The organism is Acinetobacter pullicarnis (genome assembly GCF_006352475.1).
Classification (GTDB): Bacteria; Pseudomonadota; Gammaproteobacteria; order Pseudomonadales; family Moraxellaceae; genus Acinetobacter; species Acinetobacter pullicarnis.
The window spans coordinates 2,575,015-2,594,364 of sequence record NZ_VCMZ01000001.1 but is presented as its reverse complement, the minus strand read 5'-3'; the positions used below and the strand labels follow the sequence as shown (position 1 = coordinate 2,594,364).

Annotated in this window: 23 protein-coding genes; 12 read left to right on the top strand and 11 right to left on the bottom strand. The window is 41.4% G+C overall.

The window, feature by feature from the left end; translation table 11 throughout:
- Positions 1-145 precede the first annotated feature (145 nt).
- From FD716_RS11455 to FD716_RS11445, 3 genes are all read right to left on the bottom strand, one after another.
- Entirely contained in the window at positions 146-829 is a 684-nt protein-coding gene (locus FD716_RS11455) for a response regulator (RefSeq protein WP_139852456.1), read from the bottom strand.
- Between the two features lie 204 nt (positions 830-1,033).
- A complete protein-coding gene (locus FD716_RS11450) occupies positions 1,034-1,384 on the bottom strand; it encodes a type 2 periplasmic-binding domain-containing protein (protein WP_215895463.1) in 351 nt (116 codons plus the stop codon).
- A 77-nt stretch (positions 1,385-1,461) separates the two neighbouring features.
- On the bottom strand, positions 1,462-1,911 hold the full coding sequence (locus FD716_RS11445; protein WP_139852455.1) for a winged helix-turn-helix transcriptional regulator: 450 nt from the start codon (positions 1,909-1,911) through the stop codon (positions 1,462-1,464).
- Positions 1,912-2,123: 212 nt separating this feature from the next.
- On the opposite strand from FD716_RS11445, the gene FD716_RS11440 reads away from it, so the two are divergent.
- The gene (locus FD716_RS11440) at positions 2,124-2,558 is read left to right on the top strand and encodes a PaaI family thioesterase (protein ID WP_139852454.1); all 435 of its coding nucleotides are present in this window, start codon (positions 2,124-2,126) and stop codon (positions 2,556-2,558) included.
- Positions 2,559-2,666: 108 nt separating this feature from the next.
- On the opposite strand, the gene FD716_RS11435 is transcribed toward FD716_RS11440, so the two are convergent.
- Complete coding sequence (locus FD716_RS11435) at positions 2,667-3,368, bottom strand: pirin family protein (RefSeq protein WP_139852453.1); 702 nt, start codon at positions 3,366-3,368, stop codon at positions 2,667-2,669.
- A gap of 204 nt (positions 3,369-3,572) precedes the next feature.
- Here FD716_RS11435 and FD716_RS11430 point away from each other — a divergent pair, with 204 nt between their 5' ends.
- Positions 3,573-3,905: a DMT family transporter gene (locus FD716_RS11430; RefSeq protein WP_171477032.1), complete on the top strand. Its 333-nt coding sequence runs from the start codon at positions 3,573-3,575 to the stop codon at positions 3,903-3,905.
- A gap of 43 nt (positions 3,906-3,948) precedes the next feature.
- Here the strand turns inward: FD716_RS11430 and FD716_RS11425 are convergent, their stop codons facing one another.
- Positions 3,949-5,445, bottom strand: coding sequence for a SmvA family efflux MFS transporter (locus FD716_RS11425; RefSeq protein WP_139852451.1), 1,497 nt, complete (start codon positions 5,443-5,445; stop codon positions 3,949-3,951).
- Between the two features lie 114 nt (positions 5,446-5,559).
- On the opposite strand from FD716_RS11425, the gene FD716_RS11420 reads away from it, so the two are divergent.
- Positions 5,560-6,156, top strand: coding sequence for a TetR family transcriptional regulator (locus tag FD716_RS11420; RefSeq protein ID WP_139852450.1), 597 nt, complete (start codon positions 5,560-5,562; stop codon positions 6,154-6,156).
- Between the two features lie 6 nt (positions 6,157-6,162).
- Here FD716_RS11420 and FD716_RS11415 read toward each other — a convergent pair whose 3' ends face one another.
- Positions 6,163-6,549 (bottom strand): MerR family transcriptional regulator, encoded by a 387-nt coding sequence (locus FD716_RS11415; protein WP_139852449.1) that lies wholly within the window; start codon positions 6,547-6,549, stop codon positions 6,163-6,165.
- Between the two features lie 63 nt (positions 6,550-6,612).
- Here FD716_RS11415 and FD716_RS11410 point away from each other — a divergent pair, with 63 nt between their 5' ends.
- The 3 genes from FD716_RS11410 (at position 6,613) to FD716_RS11400 (ending at position 8,927) form a co-directional block, all read left to right on the top strand.
- The gene (locus tag FD716_RS11410; RefSeq protein ID WP_139852448.1) at positions 6,613-7,098 is read left to right on the top strand and encodes a DUF2938 family protein; all 486 of its coding nucleotides are present in this window, start codon (positions 6,613-6,615) and stop codon (positions 7,096-7,098) included.
- Between the two features lie 88 nt (positions 7,099-7,186).
- On the top strand, positions 7,187-7,702 hold the full coding sequence (gene def, locus FD716_RS11405) for a peptide deformylase (protein WP_139852447.1): 516 nt from the start codon (positions 7,187-7,189) through the stop codon (positions 7,700-7,702).
- A 133-nt stretch (positions 7,703-7,835) separates the two neighbouring features.
- Complete coding sequence (locus FD716_RS11400) at positions 7,836-8,927, top strand: NAD(P)/FAD-dependent oxidoreductase (RefSeq protein WP_139852446.1); 1,092 nt, start codon at positions 7,836-7,838, stop codon at positions 8,925-8,927.
- Positions 8,928-9,020: 93 nt separating this feature from the next.
- On the opposite strand, the gene FD716_RS18970 is transcribed toward FD716_RS11400, so the two are convergent.
- Entirely contained in the window at positions 9,021-9,161 is a 141-nt protein-coding gene (locus FD716_RS18970) for a hypothetical protein (protein ID WP_215895462.1), read from the bottom strand.
- A gap of 41 nt (positions 9,162-9,202) precedes the next feature.
- On the opposite strand from FD716_RS18970, the gene FD716_RS11395 reads away from it, so the two are divergent.
- Positions 9,203-9,706, top strand: coding sequence for a DinB family protein (locus tag FD716_RS11395; RefSeq protein ID WP_139852445.1), 504 nt, complete (start codon positions 9,203-9,205; stop codon positions 9,704-9,706).
- Positions 9,707-9,977: 271 nt separating this feature from the next.
- Here FD716_RS11395 and FD716_RS11390 read toward each other — a convergent pair whose 3' ends face one another.
- A complete protein-coding gene (locus FD716_RS11390; RefSeq protein ID WP_139853674.1) occupies positions 9,978-11,021 on the bottom strand; it encodes an NAD(P)H-dependent flavin oxidoreductase in 1,044 nt (347 codons plus the stop codon).
- A 104-nt stretch (positions 11,022-11,125) separates the two neighbouring features.
- Positions 11,126-11,830, bottom strand: coding sequence for a VIT1/CCC1 transporter family protein (locus FD716_RS11385; RefSeq protein WP_139852444.1), 705 nt, complete (start codon positions 11,828-11,830; stop codon positions 11,126-11,128).
- A gap of 508 nt (positions 11,831-12,338) precedes the next feature.
- Between FD716_RS11385 and FD716_RS11380 the strand changes: the two genes are divergently transcribed.
- Entirely contained in the window at positions 12,339-13,640 is a 1,302-nt protein-coding gene (locus tag FD716_RS11380) for an MFS transporter (protein WP_139852443.1), read from the top strand.
- 92 nt (positions 13,641-13,732) lie between these two features.
- The gene (locus FD716_RS11375; RefSeq protein ID WP_139852442.1) at positions 13,733-14,884 is read left to right on the top strand and encodes a M20 aminoacylase family protein; all 1,152 of its coding nucleotides are present in this window, start codon (positions 13,733-13,735) and stop codon (positions 14,882-14,884) included.
- A gap of 95 nt (positions 14,885-14,979) precedes the next feature.
- Here FD716_RS11375 and ahpF read toward each other — a convergent pair whose 3' ends face one another.
- Positions 14,980-16,545: an alkyl hydroperoxide reductase subunit F gene (gene ahpF, locus FD716_RS11370; RefSeq protein ID WP_139852441.1), complete on the bottom strand. Its 1,566-nt coding sequence runs from the start codon at positions 16,543-16,545 to the stop codon at positions 14,980-14,982.
- A 179-nt stretch (positions 16,546-16,724) separates the two neighbouring features.
- Here ahpF and FD716_RS11365 point away from each other — a divergent pair, with 179 nt between their 5' ends.
- Positions 16,725-16,946 (top strand): DUF1653 domain-containing protein, encoded by a 222-nt coding sequence (locus FD716_RS11365; RefSeq protein ID WP_139852440.1) that lies wholly within the window; start codon positions 16,725-16,727, stop codon positions 16,944-16,946.
- Positions 16,947-17,027: 81 nt separating this feature from the next.
- Positions 17,028-17,624, top strand: a complete 597-nt coding sequence (locus FD716_RS11360; protein WP_139852439.1) for an O-methyltransferase — start codon at positions 17,028-17,030, stop codon at positions 17,622-17,624.
- 120 nt (positions 17,625-17,744) lie between these two features.
- On the opposite strand, the gene ahpC is transcribed toward FD716_RS11360, so the two are convergent.
- A complete protein-coding gene (gene ahpC / locus FD716_RS11355; protein ID WP_139852438.1) occupies positions 17,745-18,308 on the bottom strand; it encodes an alkyl hydroperoxide reductase subunit C in 564 nt (187 codons plus the stop codon).
- 530 nt (positions 18,309-18,838) lie between these two features.
- On the opposite strand from ahpC, the gene FD716_RS11350 reads away from it, so the two are divergent.
- Positions 18,839-19,348 (top strand): chorismate--pyruvate lyase family protein, encoded by a 510-nt coding sequence (locus FD716_RS11350; protein ID WP_139852437.1) that lies wholly within the window; start codon positions 18,839-18,841, stop codon positions 19,346-19,348.
- Positions 19,349-19,350 lie beyond the last annotated feature (2 nt).

Below are 19,350 nucleotides of genomic sequence, written 5' to 3'. Positions count from 1 at the left end.
TGAGTTATCTATTTTTGTCGTGTACAGAGAGCTTGAATTGATTTTAGCTGAATATCACAGGCTTGATTGTCTAGCTGTACAAAATCGTTTGGTAAGGCATAGGCTTTAGCAAAGAACAAACTGAATAGACATAAAGCGAAACCACCTAATCGAGTAAGCCGAGTGAGCGTGCTGTATCTACTGCTTTGGTTCGTGTACATACCGAAAGCTTCCGATAAATATGTTTAATATGTGATTCGACGGTATAGCGAGATAAAAGTGTTTGATCTGCTATTTCTTTATTGCTTAACCCTGTAGACACGAGTACTAAAATCTCATGTTCACGGGGGGTTAATATTTTATTGATACTATCATTAGTTGCTGGTTGACCAGTCTTTTTTTCTTCTAAATCAAGATGTTTTAAAATTTTTTGCGCAATAAAAGGATCAATCGGTGCGCCACCTCTGAGTACGCTGCGAATCGACATCATTACTTCGAGATCATCACGCTCTTTAAGTACGTAGCCAGTTGCACCTGATTTGAGTGCGGCAAAAATAGCATCCTCAGTGCTCCAAGCAGAAATTACTAAAATCGCAATAGAGTCATCATATTCTTTTAAGTGTTGAATAAACTCATTGCCGTTGCCATCAGGCAGCCCCAAATCAACCAAGGCAAAAGAAGCGGAATGTTGGTTTAATAATTCTTTGGCTTGTTTTATATCTTGAGCAAATAAAATATTTTCTGCTTGATAGCCAATTGTTTCTAGAATTTCTTTTAATCTGTTCTGCATTAAAGGCTCATCTTCAACGACAAGAACAGGAACTGGTAAGCTAAGTTCGTGATGTAACATGCAAAACCTCACAATTAATTATTAGATCAATTTGCCTTGAAATGGCGCCTAATGCTATCCCCAAATCTAGGTATTTTTTAGATGAACTAAAAAATATAAAGTGAAATAGAAATCTAAACCACGATTTCAAGTTATTGATTTATACGTGCATTATGCACATAAAGTGTCTAGAAAAATATAACCAAGTAATCGCTGTAGGAGATCTTAAATTTTAGAAAAATTATCTAATAAAATATTTTTCATCCAGTGAATAGATGAATCATGCCTGAAAAGTTTATGGTAGAAAACACTGACATCAATCGAGTTATACTCATTTTTAATTTCTATTATTTTAAACTGGCTATAAAAATTATAACGCTTTGCAATCGAGCTTGGAATAATGACGCCATAATCAGTCTTACTCACAATATCAGGTGCAGCACTATAATAAGGAATGGTAATTTTTGTATCAAAATTAAAGTCTTTTAATATTTGATTAATGATTTCAGAATGGCCAGTTATATTGGTATTGATCTGAATTAAATTTAAGTTTTTTAAATCGGTTTCTTGTGACAACAACAATATATTTATTATTATAAAACAATGTATTAGTGTTTATTTGCTGACGTATTTTTATAAGGCTTTTTTAGTGGTTATTTTAAAATGCTGATGGCTTGGGTATTTTTAGCTGTCAGTGGTGCATGACAATGTAGGCAAGTCATCTGTGCTTCGGTCTGATGTTGGCAATCGTTATGTATATAATTTAAGACAGGAAATTGGTTGTTCTCATTCAGCCAACGATTGCCCCAAGCGGTCAGAGCCAAAATAACAGGATATAAATCAAGGCCACATTGGGTGAGTTTATATTCATAGCGTTTCGGGCTTTGTTGATATAAAACTTTTTCAAAAATTTGATGCTCGACCAAGCGATTTAATCGTTCAGTCAGCAAGTGCCGAGTGATGCCAAGTTGTTTTTGGAAATCATCAAAACGGCGGGTACGCATAAAGGCATTTCGAATAATCAGTAAGGTCCAACGATCACCTAAAATAGCTAAACTTCGTGCAACTGGACACTGCATTTCACCGAGTTCATGCCATTTCATTATGCACCTCATGTTTGATTTTTAATTAAATATCGCTGTTGCTCTTGGAAAAAAGCCGTGCATATCACCAATAACGATTGACAGCGAATTATAGCATGGCTATGTTAGATTTCATTAGTTCCTTTTTGGAACTTATGGTGGCAAGAAAAGAAAACTGCATCAATCCATGCTGAGCAAATTTTTTATCAAGGTTTTATTCGGAGATCCAAGACATGAATCCACTTGAAATGACAGGTTTAGAAGTGATGCAGGCCTTTGTCAAAGGCTTAGTGCCAGCACCGGGCATTGCCAAGACCATGCCAATGCAACCCGTCGAAGTTGAACATGGGCGAATTGTATTTACTGCCATTGCCGATGAACGACACACAAATCCTTTGGGTGGAGTGCATGGTGGTTTTGCTGCAACCGTTTTAGATTCAGTCACAGGTTGCGCCACGCATACTGTTTTAGCCGCTGGAGAAGGTTATGGCACCACTGATTTAAATATCAAAATGTGTCGTCCGATTCCATTTAATACCACCCTGTTTGCCGAAGCCAAAGTGATCAATGTTGGGCGCAATCTCGTGATTTCTGAAGCTTATATTCGTGATGAAGCAGGCAAGTTATATGCACATGCCACTGCCACCAATATGATTATTCGCCGCTAAAGATCTCAATACATCAGCTAAGCTGTCCGAATCGTACACAAAAAAGCGCCCATTGCTTTATCGCCAATGGGCGCTTTTTATCATCGATTTTCAAACAGGATATGTTTGTTATTTCTCAATTTTTACCGGTAAATCAAACCAAATCATTTGACTGTCTTGCAATGCCTGAATCTCAGATACCTCTGCAAAAATCAAAGCATCACCGGCATTGACCACTTGCGTTCCAATTTGTACTTGACCACTGATCAGATGCACATAGTTCAACTGCTGGGTTGCTGTAACGTCAAGTTTTTGATCTTGCAACAAATAAGCGGCTTTCACTTCCGCTTGTTGGCGGATATGCATGGCTGCATTGTCATTTGGGCCCGCAATCAAATGCCATTGGTTCGGCGCTTGTTTCGGATCACACTGAATTTGCTGATAACTTGGCGCTGCATTCTGAACATCAGGATGAATCCAGATTTGCAGTAAATGTACCGCTTCATCACCTTGATTCATTTCACTATGCTGCACACCTGTTCCAGCACTCATCAACTGCCATTCACCTGCGCGAATATCACCTTTATTGCCCATACTGTCTTGGTGCGAAATGGTTCCAGACAAGACACAGGTTAAAATTTCCATGTTCTCATGTGGATGGGTACCAAAACCACGATGTGCTGCAATATTGTCATCATTAATCACTCTTAATGCGCTGACACCCATATAGTTCGGGTCATACCAACTGCCAAAGGAAAAGCTATGTTTGCTGTCCAACCAACCGATATTGACGTGACCACGATTTTCTTGCCGATGTAATACTGCGTTCATATTTTTTCTCTTATTTTGTTTGATGACGCTATTTTAGTGTGTTAAAAGCATGTTAAAAAGTCCACGTTTGCAATCCATTGTTGCGTTTGTGAAACGATGTTTAGACTTGAAATTAGATTTAACTTGTATTGTGATCGATGCCAAGAGCGGCTACCATTTGCGCGATAATTTCAGCCTTGAGCATCAAAGCAAATGAGTCCATTAATGACCGCTTATGGATTATTGGCACTGGCCATCATCAGTGAAGTGATGGGATCTACTTTTTTGGTTAAATCTGAAGGGTTTACCAAGTTCGTACCTTCAATTGTGGTGATTACTTTATTCTCCATCGCCTTTTATCTATTGTCACAAGTGATCAAAGTAATTCCGCTTGGCATTGCCTATGCGATTTGGGCTGGGGTGGGCATTGTCCTCACCGCATTGATTGGTTTTTTTGTATTCCGCCAAACACTAGATTGGCCTGCCATCCTTGGCATTGCCTTGATTATCTGTGGTGTGCTGGTGATTAACTTATTTTCAAATGCCACAGGGCATTAAATCTACACTGTGGTTGCGCTAAGTTTTTATGCCAACGGCCTGTTTATGCAGCATCCGCGGCGACAGCACTTTTTACTGGCATACGTCGCCAAATCAAAATCGCCAAGATAAAAAATAATCCGCCTGCCATCCACAGCACCATACTGTGCGATGAGCTAAAGGCTGTTGCTGCATACTGCGTGACTTCTGCAGCAGTACTTGGATTTAAATGTTCAACCGCTTGTAAGGTTTCTCCAATTGAATAGCCTAAGCTCTGTATTTGGCTTTGACTGAAATCGGCAGGGTAACGCATTTGCTGCATATAGAAAAAAGACAACATTAAACCAAAAAATGTTATGCCTAAACCTGCACCTAATTCATAGGCCATACCTTCAATGGCACCTGCTGCGGTGGCTTTTTCAGGTGGTACAGCAGACATAATCGCAGCAGTTGATGACATTAATGCAATTTCCACGTTAATCCCCAGTAAGATCATCCATGCCCACGCTTGATATTGATCGTTATGGAAATTGAGTTGTGCCATACCCCAAAAACTCACTGCACTAAGTAAGAGGGCGATGGTTGAAACGTTGCGTAAACCAAATTGATTGACCAGATAACTGGCCAGTGGTCCACCCAAACTAATCGCGATGATAAAAGGTAAAATAAACAGTCCTGCTTGTAGCGGACTATAGCCATAAATAAACTGTAATTCCTGCGCCAGCAGCAGCTCAAAACCGACCAAAGCAATCATGGCCACCATTGCCATAATAATACTGATGGAGATCACTGGTTTTTGGAATAAGCGGAAATCAATCATGGCTTGTGGGGCAGAGATTTGATGTCGGATAAAGCCAGCCAATAAAATAGCACCCGCCACAAAAATACCAATATTGAGCAGATTGAAATCATACATTGCCTGTTTGAGCGCATAGATAATCAACAGAATTGCAGTCACAAGGGTCAATGCTTGTAGCAAATTTAAAGTTTGATTTTTTTGCGTGGTTTGTTTCGGCACATAAATGGCAATCAAAATCAGCGCGACGATGATAATGGGCACATTAATCAGAAACACCATGCCCCAATCGAAATGCTCCAAGATAAAGCCACCGACCAACGGGCCGATGGCCGCACCGCCACCGCCTACCGTACCCCAAATACCAAGGGCGAAGTTACGTTGCTTTTCATCTAAAAAGGTATGCCGTAAACCCGATAAAGTGGCTGGAATCAGCATCGCAGCGCCTAAGGCCAATAAGGCACGTGAGGCAATCAGCATCTCAGCGCTGTTGGAAAATGCGGCACATAATGAGGCGACTGCGAAAATGGCAGCCCCAATAAACATCAGTCGTTTAAAGCCAATCCGATCACCCAAGGCACCCATCGGGAGCATTAGACCCGCCATCACCAAGGAATAAATATCAATAATCCACAGCAGTTGGTTATTGCTGAGTTCGAGCGCTGAATTTAATGAGGGAATGGCCACATGCAAAACCGTCGCATCAATAGATACCGGTAAATAGACCAAAATGATGATCAGCAAGATCATCCACTGACGAGACATGAGATACCTTATTTAAAAGTTGGACGTTTGTTCAAGTTGTGCAGTTTAAACTAATTTGGACGAATGTCCAATATGGACTACAATGCGGCATAAATTCGGTTTGGGGGGCAGGGCATGCGCTATTTACAACGTGATCAACGACGTGATTTGATTTTACGTGCAGCAATGCAATTGGCCTTGGCAGAGGGCTTATCAGCACTGACGGCACGGCGAGTGGCACAAGCTGCAGCAGTATCGACGGGTCAAGTGCATCATCATTTTCAGTCGATCTCACATTTAAGAGCTGCTGTCTTTTTAGATTTAATGCAGCAATTGACCGAGATCGAATCCCATATCAAGACTCAGGATCATTTCTCCCGATTGATGCTGGAATTGGGTGCCGAAGACATCCAACAGACCCAAGCTTATTTGAGTTTATGGAATGAAGCTGAAGTGTTGATGCAGCAAGATATCGAATTAAAACAAGCTTATAAAATCAATATGCAGCAATGGCATGACTTAGTGGTGACGGTGATTGATGTCGGGATTGAGGCACAAGAATTTAAGTTAAAGTCCAATCATCAAGTGACTGAGGTGGCATGGCGATTAATGGCCTTTGTGTGTGGTTTAGAGGGTATGTATCAGTTAAAGCTATTTTGTGGAAATGCCGAAGATTTTAAATACCAAACCGAAGTGATGATTCAGATTGAATTGGGCGCAGTCAGGAATTAAAGCGGCTTATCCAGCCATGATTTTCTGAAATTCAGGACAGTCGAGATGCTGCGGATAGAGACATGTTGCAATGTGTTTTAAGATAAGTAGGGTAGTTTGCATTTGTGCAATACGCTGTTCGATGCTCTCGATTTTATCATCAAGTAAAGCGCTGTCGATTTGAATATTCTGCTGCTGAAAAAAGATATTTTTAATATCTTCGAGTGTTAGTGAGGACTGCTGTGCCATTTGAATCAATCTTAATTGATCGAGCGTTTTCAACGCATATTGGCGTCTTAATCCTTTGCGTCCTATCGAATGAATCAGTCCTTTTTCCTCATAATAACGCAAGGTTGCTGTCGATAGCTGGCTACGCTGTGCCAATGCACCAATATCAATTTCTGTATGAGACATGCTTGACTTCAAGTTAGCTTTAAGTCGTAAAGTCTAATTTGAATCGGGTCATGAGACAAGTAGATGGTATTAATACAAGCAGTTGTTGTAGGCGTAATCGCCACGCTGGTTATGGATGTATTGGGCGGTGTACGTGGCAAGTATTTTGCCGTGAAGTCTTTAAATTATGCATGGGTCGGGCGCTGGGCACTGGGTTGGAAAGACTGTCAATTTAAGCATCGCAATATCATGCAAGCACCTGCACGCCGTGGAGAAATGGCTGTTGGTTGGCTGTTGCATTATGTGACTGGCATACTTTGGGCGTATTTATTGTTATTGAGCATTCCGAATTGGCTCGCTGAAATCACGTTTTGGCCGGCATTGTTAACAGGATTGCTCAGCTTGGCTTTTCCATTTTTAATGATGCAGCCTGCCTTTGGTTTTGGCTTTTTTGCAGCGAAAACGCCTGCACCGCGACAAGCCATTAAAAATAGTCTAATTGCCCATCTATGTTTTGCAGTGGGCTTAGATATTGCTGCATGGATTTACAATGCTTTATTCGTGGGCTAAGTCGGTATATTTTTACTAACAGTTAAACTATATTTGCGTTATTCTTCAAATTCTTTTTAATCCCCCTAGATCCAATTGGAGTATTGTTTTGGCTGTCCGCGACATTATTGAAATTCCTAATGCAAAATTACGTGTTAAATATCAAAAGGTAGAAGATGTCAGCACGGTGCAAAACTTAATCGACGATATGTTGGATACGCTCTATGCCACCGAAGATGGCATTGGGCTGGCAGCACCACAGATTGGTCATGCTGATGCGGTACTGGTGATTGATTTATCAGAGCAACGCAATGAACCGTTGGTGATGATTAACCCTGAGATTATAGCCTCTGAAGGTGAAGTCATGTCAAATGAAGGCTGTCTTTCTGTGCCTGGTATTTACGTTGAAGTGAAGCGGTTTCAACGAATTAAGGTGCGTGCGCTCGATCGTGACGGCAACGAGTTTTTTACTGAACGTGAAGATTTCTTGGCAATTGCGATGCAGCATGAAATTGATCACTTACATGGCCGCATTTTTACCGATTATCTGTCGCCACTAAAACGTGAAATGGCAATGAAGAAAATTGCCAAAATGCGTAAACAAGCCAGTCGCACTGCATCATAAAAGTGGATCTAAAGCTTAGATCAGGGGCGCTGTAATTGCGTTTAAAATATAACGTGTACGTCTCATGATGAGCCATAGATAAGTTGTGCTGACGGGGCGTCGATAAGCAATAATACTTAGTCGTGGTGAAAAAATGACACAATCGGTTGTAATTGTTGGGGCAGGTATTTTAGGCGTAACCTTGGCATGGAGGTTAGCTCGCCAGTCCAACTTGAAAATTACCTTGCTTGATCAAGCAGATGCAGGCAGTGGGGCAAGCCAGCATTCGTTTGCTTGGATTAATACGGCATTTTCATCTACACCTGACTATATGCGCTTTCGTGCGCAAGCGGGTCAGTCGTGGCGACAATTAGATCAAGACACCGCAGGTCGTTTAAATATTCAGTGGTCGGGTGCGCTCAGTTGGCAACAAACTCCTGAGCAAACTGCTGCCTTTATTCAGCAACAGCAAGACTATGGTTTTCATGTGCAGGCTTGTACTGGATTACAGATTGCACAACTTGAACCAAACCTCAAACATTTTCCCGATTTGGCAGCCTATGCCCTGGATGATGGTGCTGTGCCACTGGATCATGTGATCCAGTCGCTCTTACAAGAGGCGATTGAAGCCGGTGTGAACTATGCTGCGCATCAGCGTGTGACCAGTTTAATTCATCATCAAAATCAGGTGGTGGGTGTGAGTACCACACATGGCAATTATTTTGCAGATCAGGTGGTACTGGCAGGTGGTGTGGGAAATCATGCGTTATTGCATGATTGCAAGATAGATTTGGCTTTAACCGCATCTCCTTCTATTTTAATGAAAATGTCTTATCAACACCGCACAGCATTATTAAACCGAATTGTCTCTACCCCTGAAATGGAGCTACGAGTGTGTGCGGTTGGGCAAGTGTTGGCGGCTGAAGATTATATTGATGCACAGGCTCAAAACCATCCAGAACTGATTGCACAACAGGCCTTACTGAGCATCCAAAACAATTTAAAAGCCTCGCATGGTTTGCGTTTAGACCAAGTCAGTGTGGGCTATCGACCCATGCCAACCGATACTTTGCCTTTGGTTGGGGCTGTACCGAATCTGCAAGGGGTATATGTACTCAATAGTCATGCGGCTGTAACGCTCGCACCGTTATTGTGTCAGTTGGCGGGTCAGGAAATTTTATCTGGCAATCTACAAACGGCTTTAGCACCGTATCGCCCCAATCGGATCATGTCAGCATCGTCATAGAACATCATAGATCGTCATAGATTTGGTAATTGTGCAATAACTGAAATGACTAGAGCAAACCATAGAGTGGGTGCCCAGAAATCAAAACTCATTTCAAATTGAAAGCCTTGGAACGGTATCACCACCGCAAACACCAATATTGAGATCAAATACTGCAAGGGTATCAACTGCATTGGGTTCTCTTTGATTTTGCGTTGTAAAATCGCTCCAAGCGTAATGGAAAATAAACAGCATGTTATGCTGCATGCTCGGATTTAAATTTAAGCAGAAATGTCATGTCTAAAGACCACTTACGCCTCATGGCCAATTATAATATTTGGGCGACAGACAAACTGGTACAACAATTAGAAAGCATGCCAGTCAAGGCTTTACAGCAAGATTGCGGATTGTTTTTTAACAGTATTTTTGGCACCTTAAATCATCTGCTGTTGGGCGAGCATTATATTTGGTATCCGCGCTTTGCTGAGGGCGTGTCACCAGCACTGGCTTTAAATCAGATTGTCGAAACAGACCCCACTGTATTGTTACAGGCACTTCGGGAAAAATCTAATAATTGGGTAGATTTTATTGAGCAATTGGATGCAACGACTTTAGCAGGCTGCTTAAGTTATACCACCACGGCAGGTCAGCATTTAAGTTTGCCTTATGCTGCAACCCTAATACACGTCTTTAATCATGGTACTCATCATCGTGGACAAGTTAGCGCAGCCATCACCGCAATGGGCTATGACTGCCCCGAACTAGATATGGTGTATATGCTACGTGAACAGATGCACTGAGATTTATCTTGAATACTCGACCTCTTTTATCATTGTTTTAACTTCTTTATTTTTCTACGCAAATGACAAAAAGCACCTCAAGTTCTTCTTATTTTCAAGGAGAGTATCGGAGAGGTTAGCAGAGAACACTTTTCTAAGTGCTCATCAGTTCTACAGCGCATTACTTAGAAATATATTTTCTAGTCCCACCGCAAAGCAGTGGAGCGAGAGACAGTTCCTCTCCTTTTCAAGGAGAGGTTAGGAGAGGATCAGAATAATTCAGAAGAGGATCTTAAGACTGATTGATTTCTAAGACCAATTGATTGATCAAATCCGCTGCATTCATGTCGCGTATTTGTGCCACATTACTGCCCGCCCAAAATGCACCATAACTCACATCGCCGTGTTGACTGGCAATTGCATTAAGTTGTTTCGCGAGATCATAGGCATAAGGGTAGGCTGCAACGGGTGCACGATCTGGGGTGTCAATTGCAAGTTGCCAATGTTGCATTAGACCACGTGCAGGCCGTCCTGAAATACTGGCGGTAATTTGGGTGAGCGGTTGTTGGAACAGGGCTTGGCGATAGGCTGCATTGGCACTCGAACTTTTACATTGCACAAAAGCGGTACCCATTTGTACAGCAGCAGCGCCTAAGTTCAGCAGATGCTGTGCTTGTTGCCCATTCATAATGCCACCAGCAGCAACCACTGGAAGCTGACAATGTTGCAAAATCAGTTGTAGCAAGTCCGCAGTTGGCATGGCGCTGTCAAAGGTTGGATTGAAAATTCCTCGATGCCCACCGGCTTCAATTCCTTGCGCAATGATCACATCGATGCCAGCTTGCTCAATACGAATGGCTTCTGGAAGATTTGTGGCGCTGACCATGGTCATAATGCCCGCCGCTTTTAGGGCTTGAATCTGCTCGGGGTGCGGAATACCAAAATGAAAACTGACCGCTTTGGGTCGAGTTTCTAACACGACTTCTAAATAATCATTATTGTCTAAAAAACTTGGATAAATACAGTTGAGTTGGCTCGGTGGTGTGGCAGCAAACTTTTCAAATTCAGGGCGTAATGCTTCGATCCATATTTGATCTGCTTGGGCATCGGCTGGCACGCTTTCATGACAGAAGAAGTTGACCTGAAAAGCAGCATCGGTCAGTTGATGGGTTTGAATAATCTGTTCACGTGCTGCTGCTGCGGTATTTGCACCTAAACCAAGTGAACCCAAAGCACCTTGATTGGATACTTCAGCAGCCAAGGTTGGCGTAGACACACCAGCCATAGGTGCCAGTAGAATTGGGTGTTTAATATTTAATTTTTCTAATAAAGTCATCATCATCAACGCCAGTACTCATTGAGCTTCAAGGTAGCTGATGTACTGGCTATGAGGCAAATTATATTCATAATTTATTTCGTTGATGATGATTAAATTTGTTGCTAAACAATATGACCGACTTGGAACAGAGAACCGATCCAACTTGAGAATGCCATTGCAATAATGCCCCAAATACAAACCCGTAAGCTGCCTTTAAGCATTGACGTGCCGGCATAGTAACTAGAAACAGCCCCTAAAATAGCCAAAGAAAGGACGCCAACCACCATAACCACCGTAGAGATATAGGCTTCAGGGCTAATTACAATCGCCAACATTGGCAGCACAGCACCCACGGTAAAGGAGGCAGCAGAAGAGCCAGCAGCTTGAATCGGTCTTGCTGCGGTCATTTCATTGATCCCAATTTCATCACGAGCATGAGCTTCTAGGGCATCCTTAGCGGTGAGTTGGACTGCAACTTCATGAGCAAGTTCGGGCGTGAGACCACGCAAGGTGTAAATGTGGGTGAGTTCTTTTAATTCGAGATGCGGATTTTTTTCCAATTCTCGCGCTTCAATTTTTAAATCTGCTTCTTCAATATCTGACTGCGATTTAACCGAAATATATTCCCCAGCCGCCATCGAGGTTGCACCAGAAATGAGCCCAGCCACACAAGTAATAAATAAGGTTTGACCTGATGCACCACTGGCTGCCATTCCCATCACCAAACTGGTGACGGAAATAATGCCATCATTGGCACCTAATACGGCTGCGCGTAACCAACCAGCACGTTGAATCAAATGTTTTTCGTCATGATGTGAATAAGACATAAATTATTCAGTTGCATAAAAAGAATGTGCTGACTTTAACTTGATTAACAACTCAATTTCAAATTTATTTGTGTGGTTTTACATTATATTTTTATTAAACCTGACTTAATGATGATGGAAATCATTTTTAATGATGTAATGGGATTTATTCTGAATTGTAAACGCATCTATTTATATACAGGTTGTGGGTTTAATTACTGAGTTGATTTATATAAGCTGTTGTTTTATGGTGATTATAGTTTTTTATTAAATAATAATTTTATCTTTGAATTGCTTATTTTTAGCATTCATCTGAGCGATTGCTGTGCTCAGGTGAATTACGTTAAATCATTCGCACTTTCTAATATTAATTAAAATAAAAAGGCGTACTGTGTATTCAAACTTAATAATAAGTTTTAAGATAAAACGGCTTGTTGTGGCCGAAATATTAAAAGTCATTATGGTACGAATTGCGTCACAGCAGGCTGTCAAAAATAAAAGCAATATTATAAAAATAAGGATAAATATTATGGAACAAAATGTCAGGAATAAGGTGGTTTCAGCCGTTATTGGAAACACCTTAGAGTGGTACGATTTTTTGATTTACGGTTTTCTGGCAACAACTATCGCAAAATTATTCTTTCCAGAGAAGAATGAATTAACCTCATTATTATTGGCCTTAGGCACATTTGGCGTTGGTTTTTTGATGCGGCCAGTGGGAGGGATCTTGATTGGTTACTATGCCGATAAACATGGGCGTAAATCTGCACTATTACTGATTATCGGCATTATGACCTTGGCGGTGAGCATGATTGCCTTTGCGCCAACAGCCGCTAGTATTGGTATTGCCGCACCTATATTAATTGTAATTTCAAGACTATTACAAGGGTTTGCCACGGGCGGAGAATATGCCAGTTCGACTGCCTTTGTGATTGAGGCCGCCCCAGACGATAAAAAAGGTTTATATGGTTCTTGGCAGTTTTTTGGCCAGTGTTTTGCGATTTTATTGGGTTCATCCGTTGCTGCTGCAGTGAATCATTTTATGTCACCCGAAACCTTAAACAGTTGGGGGTGGCGCATTCCCTTTATTCTTGGGTTATTAATTTGCCCTGTGGGGTTATGGATTCGTAGTCGTTTAGATGAAAATGAAAGTTATCTGCAAAGTAAAGCTGAGGTCACTGATAGTCATGCGCAGATTAAACAGACTGTAAAACAGTCAATTCGCGAAATTATCTTAAGTATGGGCTTGACCGTTAGTGCCACCGCTTCGGTTTATGTGGTGTTGGTGAATACCCCAACCTATGTCCACACCAAACTGGGTTTGGATATGGGCAGTGCCTTGTTTATACAGGCTTTGGCCGTCATGATCATGATGTTCATCATTCCTGTATCGGGCATGCTATCAGACCATTTTGGGCGTAAGCCTGTATTGATGACAGGCCTACTCATTCTGCTACTGACCGCATTGCCGCTATATCACTTTGTGATTGCAGCACCGTCCTTAACACGATTGTTATTTATGCAATTTGTACTCTGTGTGGGAATTGCCATCATGTTTGGTCCATCACCTGCAGCAATTTCTGAGCAGTTTAATATTTTGGGTCGAACCACGTCGATGTCCATTGCTTACAACATGGCCGTAATGTTATTTGGCGGATTCGCGCCCTTTATTGTGACTTGGTTAAGTAGCGCAATGGATTTGGCTGCACCGGGCTATTACCTCATGTTTGGTGTAATTGTTGGTATTTTTGCTGTGCTCAACATGAGGGAAACATCACCACGGCTTTGGCGTAAAAAAAGTAATTTAAAACAAATCAGCCCCTCAGTTTAAGGCAGAGGCTTAGTCCAGTTTTATTGTTTTTGGGCAATTATTCTCAATTTTAGGTTTTTAGACATTATTCTGTATTGCAAGCGAGCACACTCATGGACACGCTACGACTCGATTCATTTATTGCTATTCGCCACCACCTCCATCAACATCCTGAAATAGAAGGGGATACTGTTCAGACATCACAATTGGTTGCAGATCATTTAAGTGCTTATGGCTATAAAGTCCATCGTCATATTGGCGGGCATGGACTGGTTGCTGTTTTACGTCGAGGGACAGGAACAAAATCATTGGGCATACGTGCGGATATGGATGCCTTACCGATTCATGAACAAAACAACTTTGCACATGCCAGTAAAATTGCAGGACGCATGCATGCTTGTGGTCATGATGGGCACACCACAATTTTATTGGCTGCAGCAAAACAAATTGCGCAACATTGTGATTTTAATGGCACGCTCAATTTAATTTTCCAACCCGCAGAAGAAAACCTGACAGGGGCTAAAGCCATGTTAGAAGCAGGATTATTTGAGCAATTTCCATGTGATGCGATTTATGCTTTACATAACTTACCGGGGATTCCTGTCGGGACTGCAATTGTACAGGCAGGAACCGTCATGGCATCGTCACAACGGGTGCTGTGTAAAATTATTGGTAAAGGTGGGCATGGTGCAATGCCTGAACATACCCACGACCCAATTCAGGCGTTGTCTGCTTTTATTAATGCGATTCAAAGTATTAAGTCTCGTAATTTGAATGTACAGGAATATGCAGTGATCAGTATTGGTTCGATTCACGCTGGGGCAACCTATAACGTGATTCCCAATGAAGTTGAGCTACAACTCAGTATTCGTACTGATACCCAAGCGGTACTTAATAAAATTAATCACCGCATGGTTCAAATCGTGAGAGGGATTGAACTGTCCTTCAATGTGCATATTTCATTGGTATTTGACTATTTGGTGCCTCCGGTAATCAACAGTAGTGCTGAAACCTTGTTGCTCGAACAGGCATTGGCGGATGAAGATTCGGGGATTAACGTGGTGCCACAAACCACAACCATGATGGCTTCTGAAGATTTTGCATGGATGTTGGCGCAACGGCCGGGCTGTTACTTTTTTCTAGGAAATGGAGAAGGTGAGCCTTATGGTTGCTCGATCCACAATGCACATTATGATTTTAATGATCAGAATATTGTGTTGGGTGCGCATTGTTGGACATTGTTGGTGGAAAAATATTTAAATTAGCAATGGTTAGAAATGTAACCTCTCCCAGCCTCTCCTAAAAGGAGAGGAGATTAGTGTGATACCCTCTTCAACGAGAGAGGGCAAGGGAGAGGTTTTTAAGACCCTGAACGAATAATATAATCAAAGGCAGATAGTGATGCTTTTGCACCTTCACCTGCGGCAATAATAATTTGCTTATACGGCACAGTGGTACAGTCACCCGCAGCAAATACACCTTTGACATTGGTTTCGTTGCGATCATTCACCACAATCTCACCACGATTTGAAAGCTCAACTGCGGTCTCTTTTAAGAAATCCGTATTGGGCAATAAACCAATTTGCACAAAGATCCCTGCGAGTTCAACCGTATGTTCTTGCTCAGTCGCACGATCTTTATATTTCAACGCCGTCACTTGTGCGCCATCACCAATCACTTCAGTCGATAAGGCATTCATGATCACTGTAGTATTTGGCAAGCTATGTAGTTTGTCTTGTAGCACTTGGTCTGCACGTAATTTAGTATCAAATTCAACCAAAGTCACATGTTCAACAATACCAGCTAAATCAATCGCAGCTTCAACCCCTGAGTTACCACCACCAATCACTGCAACACGTTTGCCTTTAAACAACGGACCATCACAGTGTGGGCAGTATGCGACACCACGAGTTTTATATTCTTTCTCGCCCGGTACATTCATTTCTCTCCAACGTGCACCTGTGGAAAGAATGATGGTTTTCGATTCAAGTTTAGCGCCATTTTCAAGTTCAACTTCAACCAAGCCACTGGCCGTCTGATCTGCACCGATCACATGTTTAACCCGTTGTAGGTTCATGATGTCGACGCCATATTCGCGAACATGCGCTTCCATGTCTGCGCCAAATTTCGGCCCTTGGGTTTTTTGCACTGAAATGAAGTTTTCGATGTCCATGGTGTCCATAACTTGGCCACCAAAACGATCTGCAACAATACCGGTACGAATACCTTTACGTGCGGCATAAACCGCAGAAGCTGCACCTGCTGGGCCACCACCAATGACCAGTACATCAAATGCAGCTTTGGCATTGAGTTTCTCTGCATCTTTTTCCGCAGAATTGGTATCCAGTTGCGCCACAATCTCTTCTAGAGTCATGCGACCTTGGCCAATGTGTTCACCATTTTGGAACAGCATTGGTACTGCCATGATTTTGCGTTGTTCAACTTCGTCTTGGAAGAACGCACCATCAATCATGGTGGCCGTAGTGCCTGGATTATTAATTGCAATTAAGTTCAGCGCTTGCACCACATCCGGACAGTTATGGCAGCTTAGAGATACGAACACATCAAAATCTGCGGTTAAGTTTAGGCCTTTGATTTGAGCAAGTATTTCATCAGAAACTTTTGGTGCATAACCAGACACTTGCAGTAAAGCCAAAATTAACGAGGTGAACTCATGCCCCATTGGGAGGCCTGCAAAGAATACGCGTGGTTTTTCCCCTGCTTTAGCAACCCCAAAACTTGGACGACGTGCATTGTCACCATCAAAGCGTACCGTGACTTGCTCAGAAAGCTCAGCAATTTCGGTGACCAGTTGTTTGATTTTTTCTGCTTTATCAGATTGATCTAATGCGGCAACCAATTCAATTGGGCTTTCTAAACGCTCTAAATAAGATTTCAGTTGCGCTTTAATATTTTGATCTAACATGATTTTTACTTCCAGAAGATTTAAATTATTGGATTGCAGCCATCATACGATAAACGCATATATAGGTAAAACAGTTTGTATTTATCATTGTGATCGGTTTTTAGAATCAATGCCGCTGTGGTTCAGTACAGCATTCTGATTACAATACTGGCAATATAGGATGAGATGAGTGAATAAGAATGCAAATTAACAGAGGCATATATCGGCACTATAAAGGAAAGTTATATCAAGTGCTTCATGTTGCCAAACACAGTGAAAACAGAGAAGAACATGTGGTTTATCAATGTTTATATGATGACTACTCTATCTGGATTCGACCTTTGGCGATGTTTATTGAAAATGTACAACAAGAGGATGGCAGCCAAGTGCCACGTTTTAAGTTAGAACAAGATCTCACATAAGATTCAGTCAAATGTCATCGCTTTGACCTAAAGTCATGTAAAGATTGAATACTGAGATAAACCTCAGGGGAAAAAAGCATTATGAGTTTAAGTACAGCTTTTACCGATCGAATCAATCAACTGTACCGTAGTTTTATGCAACACGATGCAGTACAAAGCGATCGGATCAAACGATATCGAAATATTGAACCTGATTCCGCACAATACCTTGCGATGTTGATTCGAATTCAACAATCTAAAAAAATATTAGAAATAGGAACTTCGACAGGTTACTCGACCTTATGGATGGCAGATGCCATCCAGGTAACGGGTGGCAAGTTGACAACACTTGAAATTGATCCTGCTCGTACAGCAAAAGCGCAAAATTATGCGACGGAATTAAAACTCGATCATGTGATTGATTTTTGGGTCGGGGATGCTAAAAACTTTTTAGTTGAACAGCATGATCAGCAGTATGATTTCATATTACTTGATGCTGAACGTGATGCTTACTTAGATTATTGGCCGTATTTACAGCAGATGTTTATCAAGCAGGGCAGTGTATTGATTGTCGATAATGTGATTTCACATGCAGCTGAAGTCAAAAGTTTTATTGAAGCTGTTAAAAATGATGAACGCTTTATGAGCATGACCTTGTCATTAGGCGCAGGACTGTTTTTGATTTCTCCAAAGTCCTAAGCCAACGAACTACATTGCTTTTAAGCAACGATACAATGAGTAAATGATAGCCACAAAAAACCACGTCACATGGACGTGGTTTTTTGCTTTATCAACTTTAAATCAAAAGATTAAAGTAGATTAGATTTTACCAACGAGGTCGATTGAAGGTGCAAGTGTTGCTTCGCCTTCTTTCCATTTTGCTGGGCAAACTTCACCTGGGTGAGCGTGAACGTATTGAGCAGCTTTTACTTTGCGAAGTAATTCAGTTGCATCACGGCCTACACCACCAGCGTTGATTTCAACGATTTGGATTTTGCCTTCTGGATCGATTACGAAAGTACCACGGTCAGCAAGACCAGCAGCTTCGATTAATACTTCGAAGTTTCTAGACAAAGTCCAAGTTGCATCGCCAAGCATTGGGTATTGAATTTTTTTGATTTCGTCTGAAGAATCGTGCCAAGCTTTATGCGTGAAATGTGTATCAGTAGAAACTGAATAGATTTCAACGCCAATTTTTTGGAATTCAGCATAGTTGTCAGCAAGGTCACCTAGTTCTGTTGGGCAAACAAAAGTGAAGTCTGCTGGATAGAAAAAGAATACAGACCATTTGCCTTTAAGTGCAGCTTCAGTCACTTCAACGAATTGGCCATTGTGGTAAGCCTGAGTGTTAAATGGTTTAACTTCGGTGTTAATTAAGCTCATCAATATCTCCAAGAGTGAGGTTTGTATCTAATATGAAACTAGAATAGGTGATTTTTCTTTATTGAGGAAACAGTATTTTTGCATTGTTAGAATCGGAAAAATGAATCTATCAATAATTGTAGACTATTTCGCATCGAGGTTATAAATCAAATTCGCAGCTGCCATGTCGAAATACTCGACATACAAAGCATGTCTAATCTTGATGTTCAAAAAATGACAGCGACAAAAAATATTTATGAATCAATTGATCACTATGATTATGGAGTACTTTATTAGAAGTTCAAGTCAATCAACCTGAATAACCGATAAATTTCTTGAAGATGATCAAATGCGATCGCTTGTGTTCGGGGGAGATAGAAGTCCGGTTTTTTAGATTATCGTATGGACTGTTGGATATTCTTGATCTCATCAAAAATCGAATTTTGAAAATTCTAGCGGATAATATGATCAGTTAATTACATGATTAATCAAATATTAAAAATGATGCTGATATCAGTTATACTGCTTAAAAAGCGCGAGAGAAGTTGAATATGCATGCTCAACCATTGTTTAACAAGGGTTTAAATCCGGAATTAAAAAGGTGGTTATATGCCTCAGGTTCTTTAACGCAGCAGCTTACAGATTTAGCAGGGGGCACCTTTCGAGTGCAGCCCACTCAGCAATATTTTAAAAAAATGAATTTTAAAGACAGTCAATGGATGAAAATGCCATTTCATCACACCTCATGGGTGCGTGAAAGTTTGCTCTATGGTTGTGAAACACAGCCTTGGGTCAAAGCAAAAAGTATTTTTCCAATTTTAAGTCTGCATGCCAAAGCGCGCTTGTTTAAATATATTGGTACTCAACCAATTGGCCGCTATTTATTCGATCGTCATCAGCCGAAATGTCAACGACGTGTCTTGTATTTAGAGGACGGTTGGACCCGGCAAAGTTGTTATACTTGGCACGGTTGTAAATTCATTGTTCAAGAAACTTTTTTACCTGCATTTGAGCAATTTCTTGCCGCACAGGTCAATCAAGCTGCAGATCCCCAAGGATAATC

Coding starts and splice junctions, on each gene's coding strand:
- FD716_RS11440 (WP_139852454.1), top strand. CDS start 2,124: ATGAATCCACTTGAAATGACAGGTTTAGAAGTGATGCAGGCCTTTGTC.
- ahpC (WP_139852438.1), bottom strand. CDS start 18,308: ATGAGCTTAATTAACACCGAAGTTAAACCATTTAACACTCAGGCTTAC.
- FD716_RS11380 (WP_139852443.1), top strand. CDS start 12,339: ATGGAACAAAATGTCAGGAATAAGGTGGTTTCAGCCGTTATTGGAAAC.
- FD716_RS11415 (WP_139852449.1), bottom strand. CDS start 6,549: ATGTCTCATACAGAAATTGATATTGGTGCATTGGCACAGCGTAGCCAG.
- FD716_RS11420 (WP_139852450.1), top strand. CDS start 5,560: ATGCGCTATTTACAACGTGATCAACGACGTGATTTGATTTTACGTGCA.
- FD716_RS11455 (WP_139852456.1), bottom strand. CDS start 829: ATGTTACATCACGAACTTAGCTTACCAGTTCCTGTTCTTGTCGTTGAA.
- FD716_RS11350 (WP_139852437.1), top strand. CDS start 18,839: ATGCATGCTCAACCATTGTTTAACAAGGGTTTAAATCCGGAATTAAAA.
- FD716_RS11360 (WP_139852439.1), top strand. CDS start 17,028: ATGAGTTTAAGTACAGCTTTTACCGATCGAATCAATCAACTGTACCGT.
- ahpF (WP_139852441.1), bottom strand. CDS start 16,545: ATGTTAGATCAAAATATTAAAGCGCAACTGAAATCTTATTTAGAGCGT.
- FD716_RS11425 (WP_139852451.1), bottom strand. CDS start 5,445: ATGTCTCGTCAGTGGATGATCTTGCTGATCATCATTTTGGTCTATTTA.
- FD716_RS11375 (WP_139852442.1), top strand. CDS start 13,733: ATGGACACGCTACGACTCGATTCATTTATTGCTATTCGCCACCACCTC.
- FD716_RS11365 (WP_139852440.1), top strand. CDS start 16,725: ATGCAAATTAACAGAGGCATATATCGGCACTATAAAGGAAAGTTATAT.
- FD716_RS11400 (WP_139852446.1), top strand. CDS start 7,836: ATGACACAATCGGTTGTAATTGTTGGGGCAGGTATTTTAGGCGTAACC.
- FD716_RS11435 (WP_139852453.1), bottom strand. CDS start 3,368: ATGAACGCAGTATTACATCGGCAAGAAAATCGTGGTCACGTCAATATC.
- FD716_RS11445 (WP_139852455.1), bottom strand. CDS start 1,911: ATGAAATGGCATGAACTCGGTGAAATGCAGTGTCCAGTTGCACGAAGT.
- FD716_RS11390 (WP_139853674.1), bottom strand. CDS start 11,021: ATGACTTTATTAGAAAAATTAAATATTAAACACCCAATTCTACTGGCA.
- FD716_RS11410 (WP_139852448.1), top strand. CDS start 6,613: ATGGTATTAATACAAGCAGTTGTTGTAGGCGTAATCGCCACGCTGGTT.
- FD716_RS18970 (WP_215895462.1), bottom strand. CDS start 9,161: ATGCTGTTTATTTTCCATTACGCTTGGAGCGATTTTACAACGCAAAAT.
- FD716_RS11430 (WP_171477032.1), top strand. CDS start 3,573: ATGACCGCTTATGGATTATTGGCACTGGCCATCATCAGTGAAGTGATG.
- FD716_RS11385 (WP_139852444.1), bottom strand. CDS start 11,830: ATGTCTTATTCACATCATGACGAAAAACATTTGATTCAACGTGCTGGT.
- FD716_RS11395 (WP_139852445.1), top strand. CDS start 9,203: ATGTCTAAAGACCACTTACGCCTCATGGCCAATTATAATATTTGGGCG.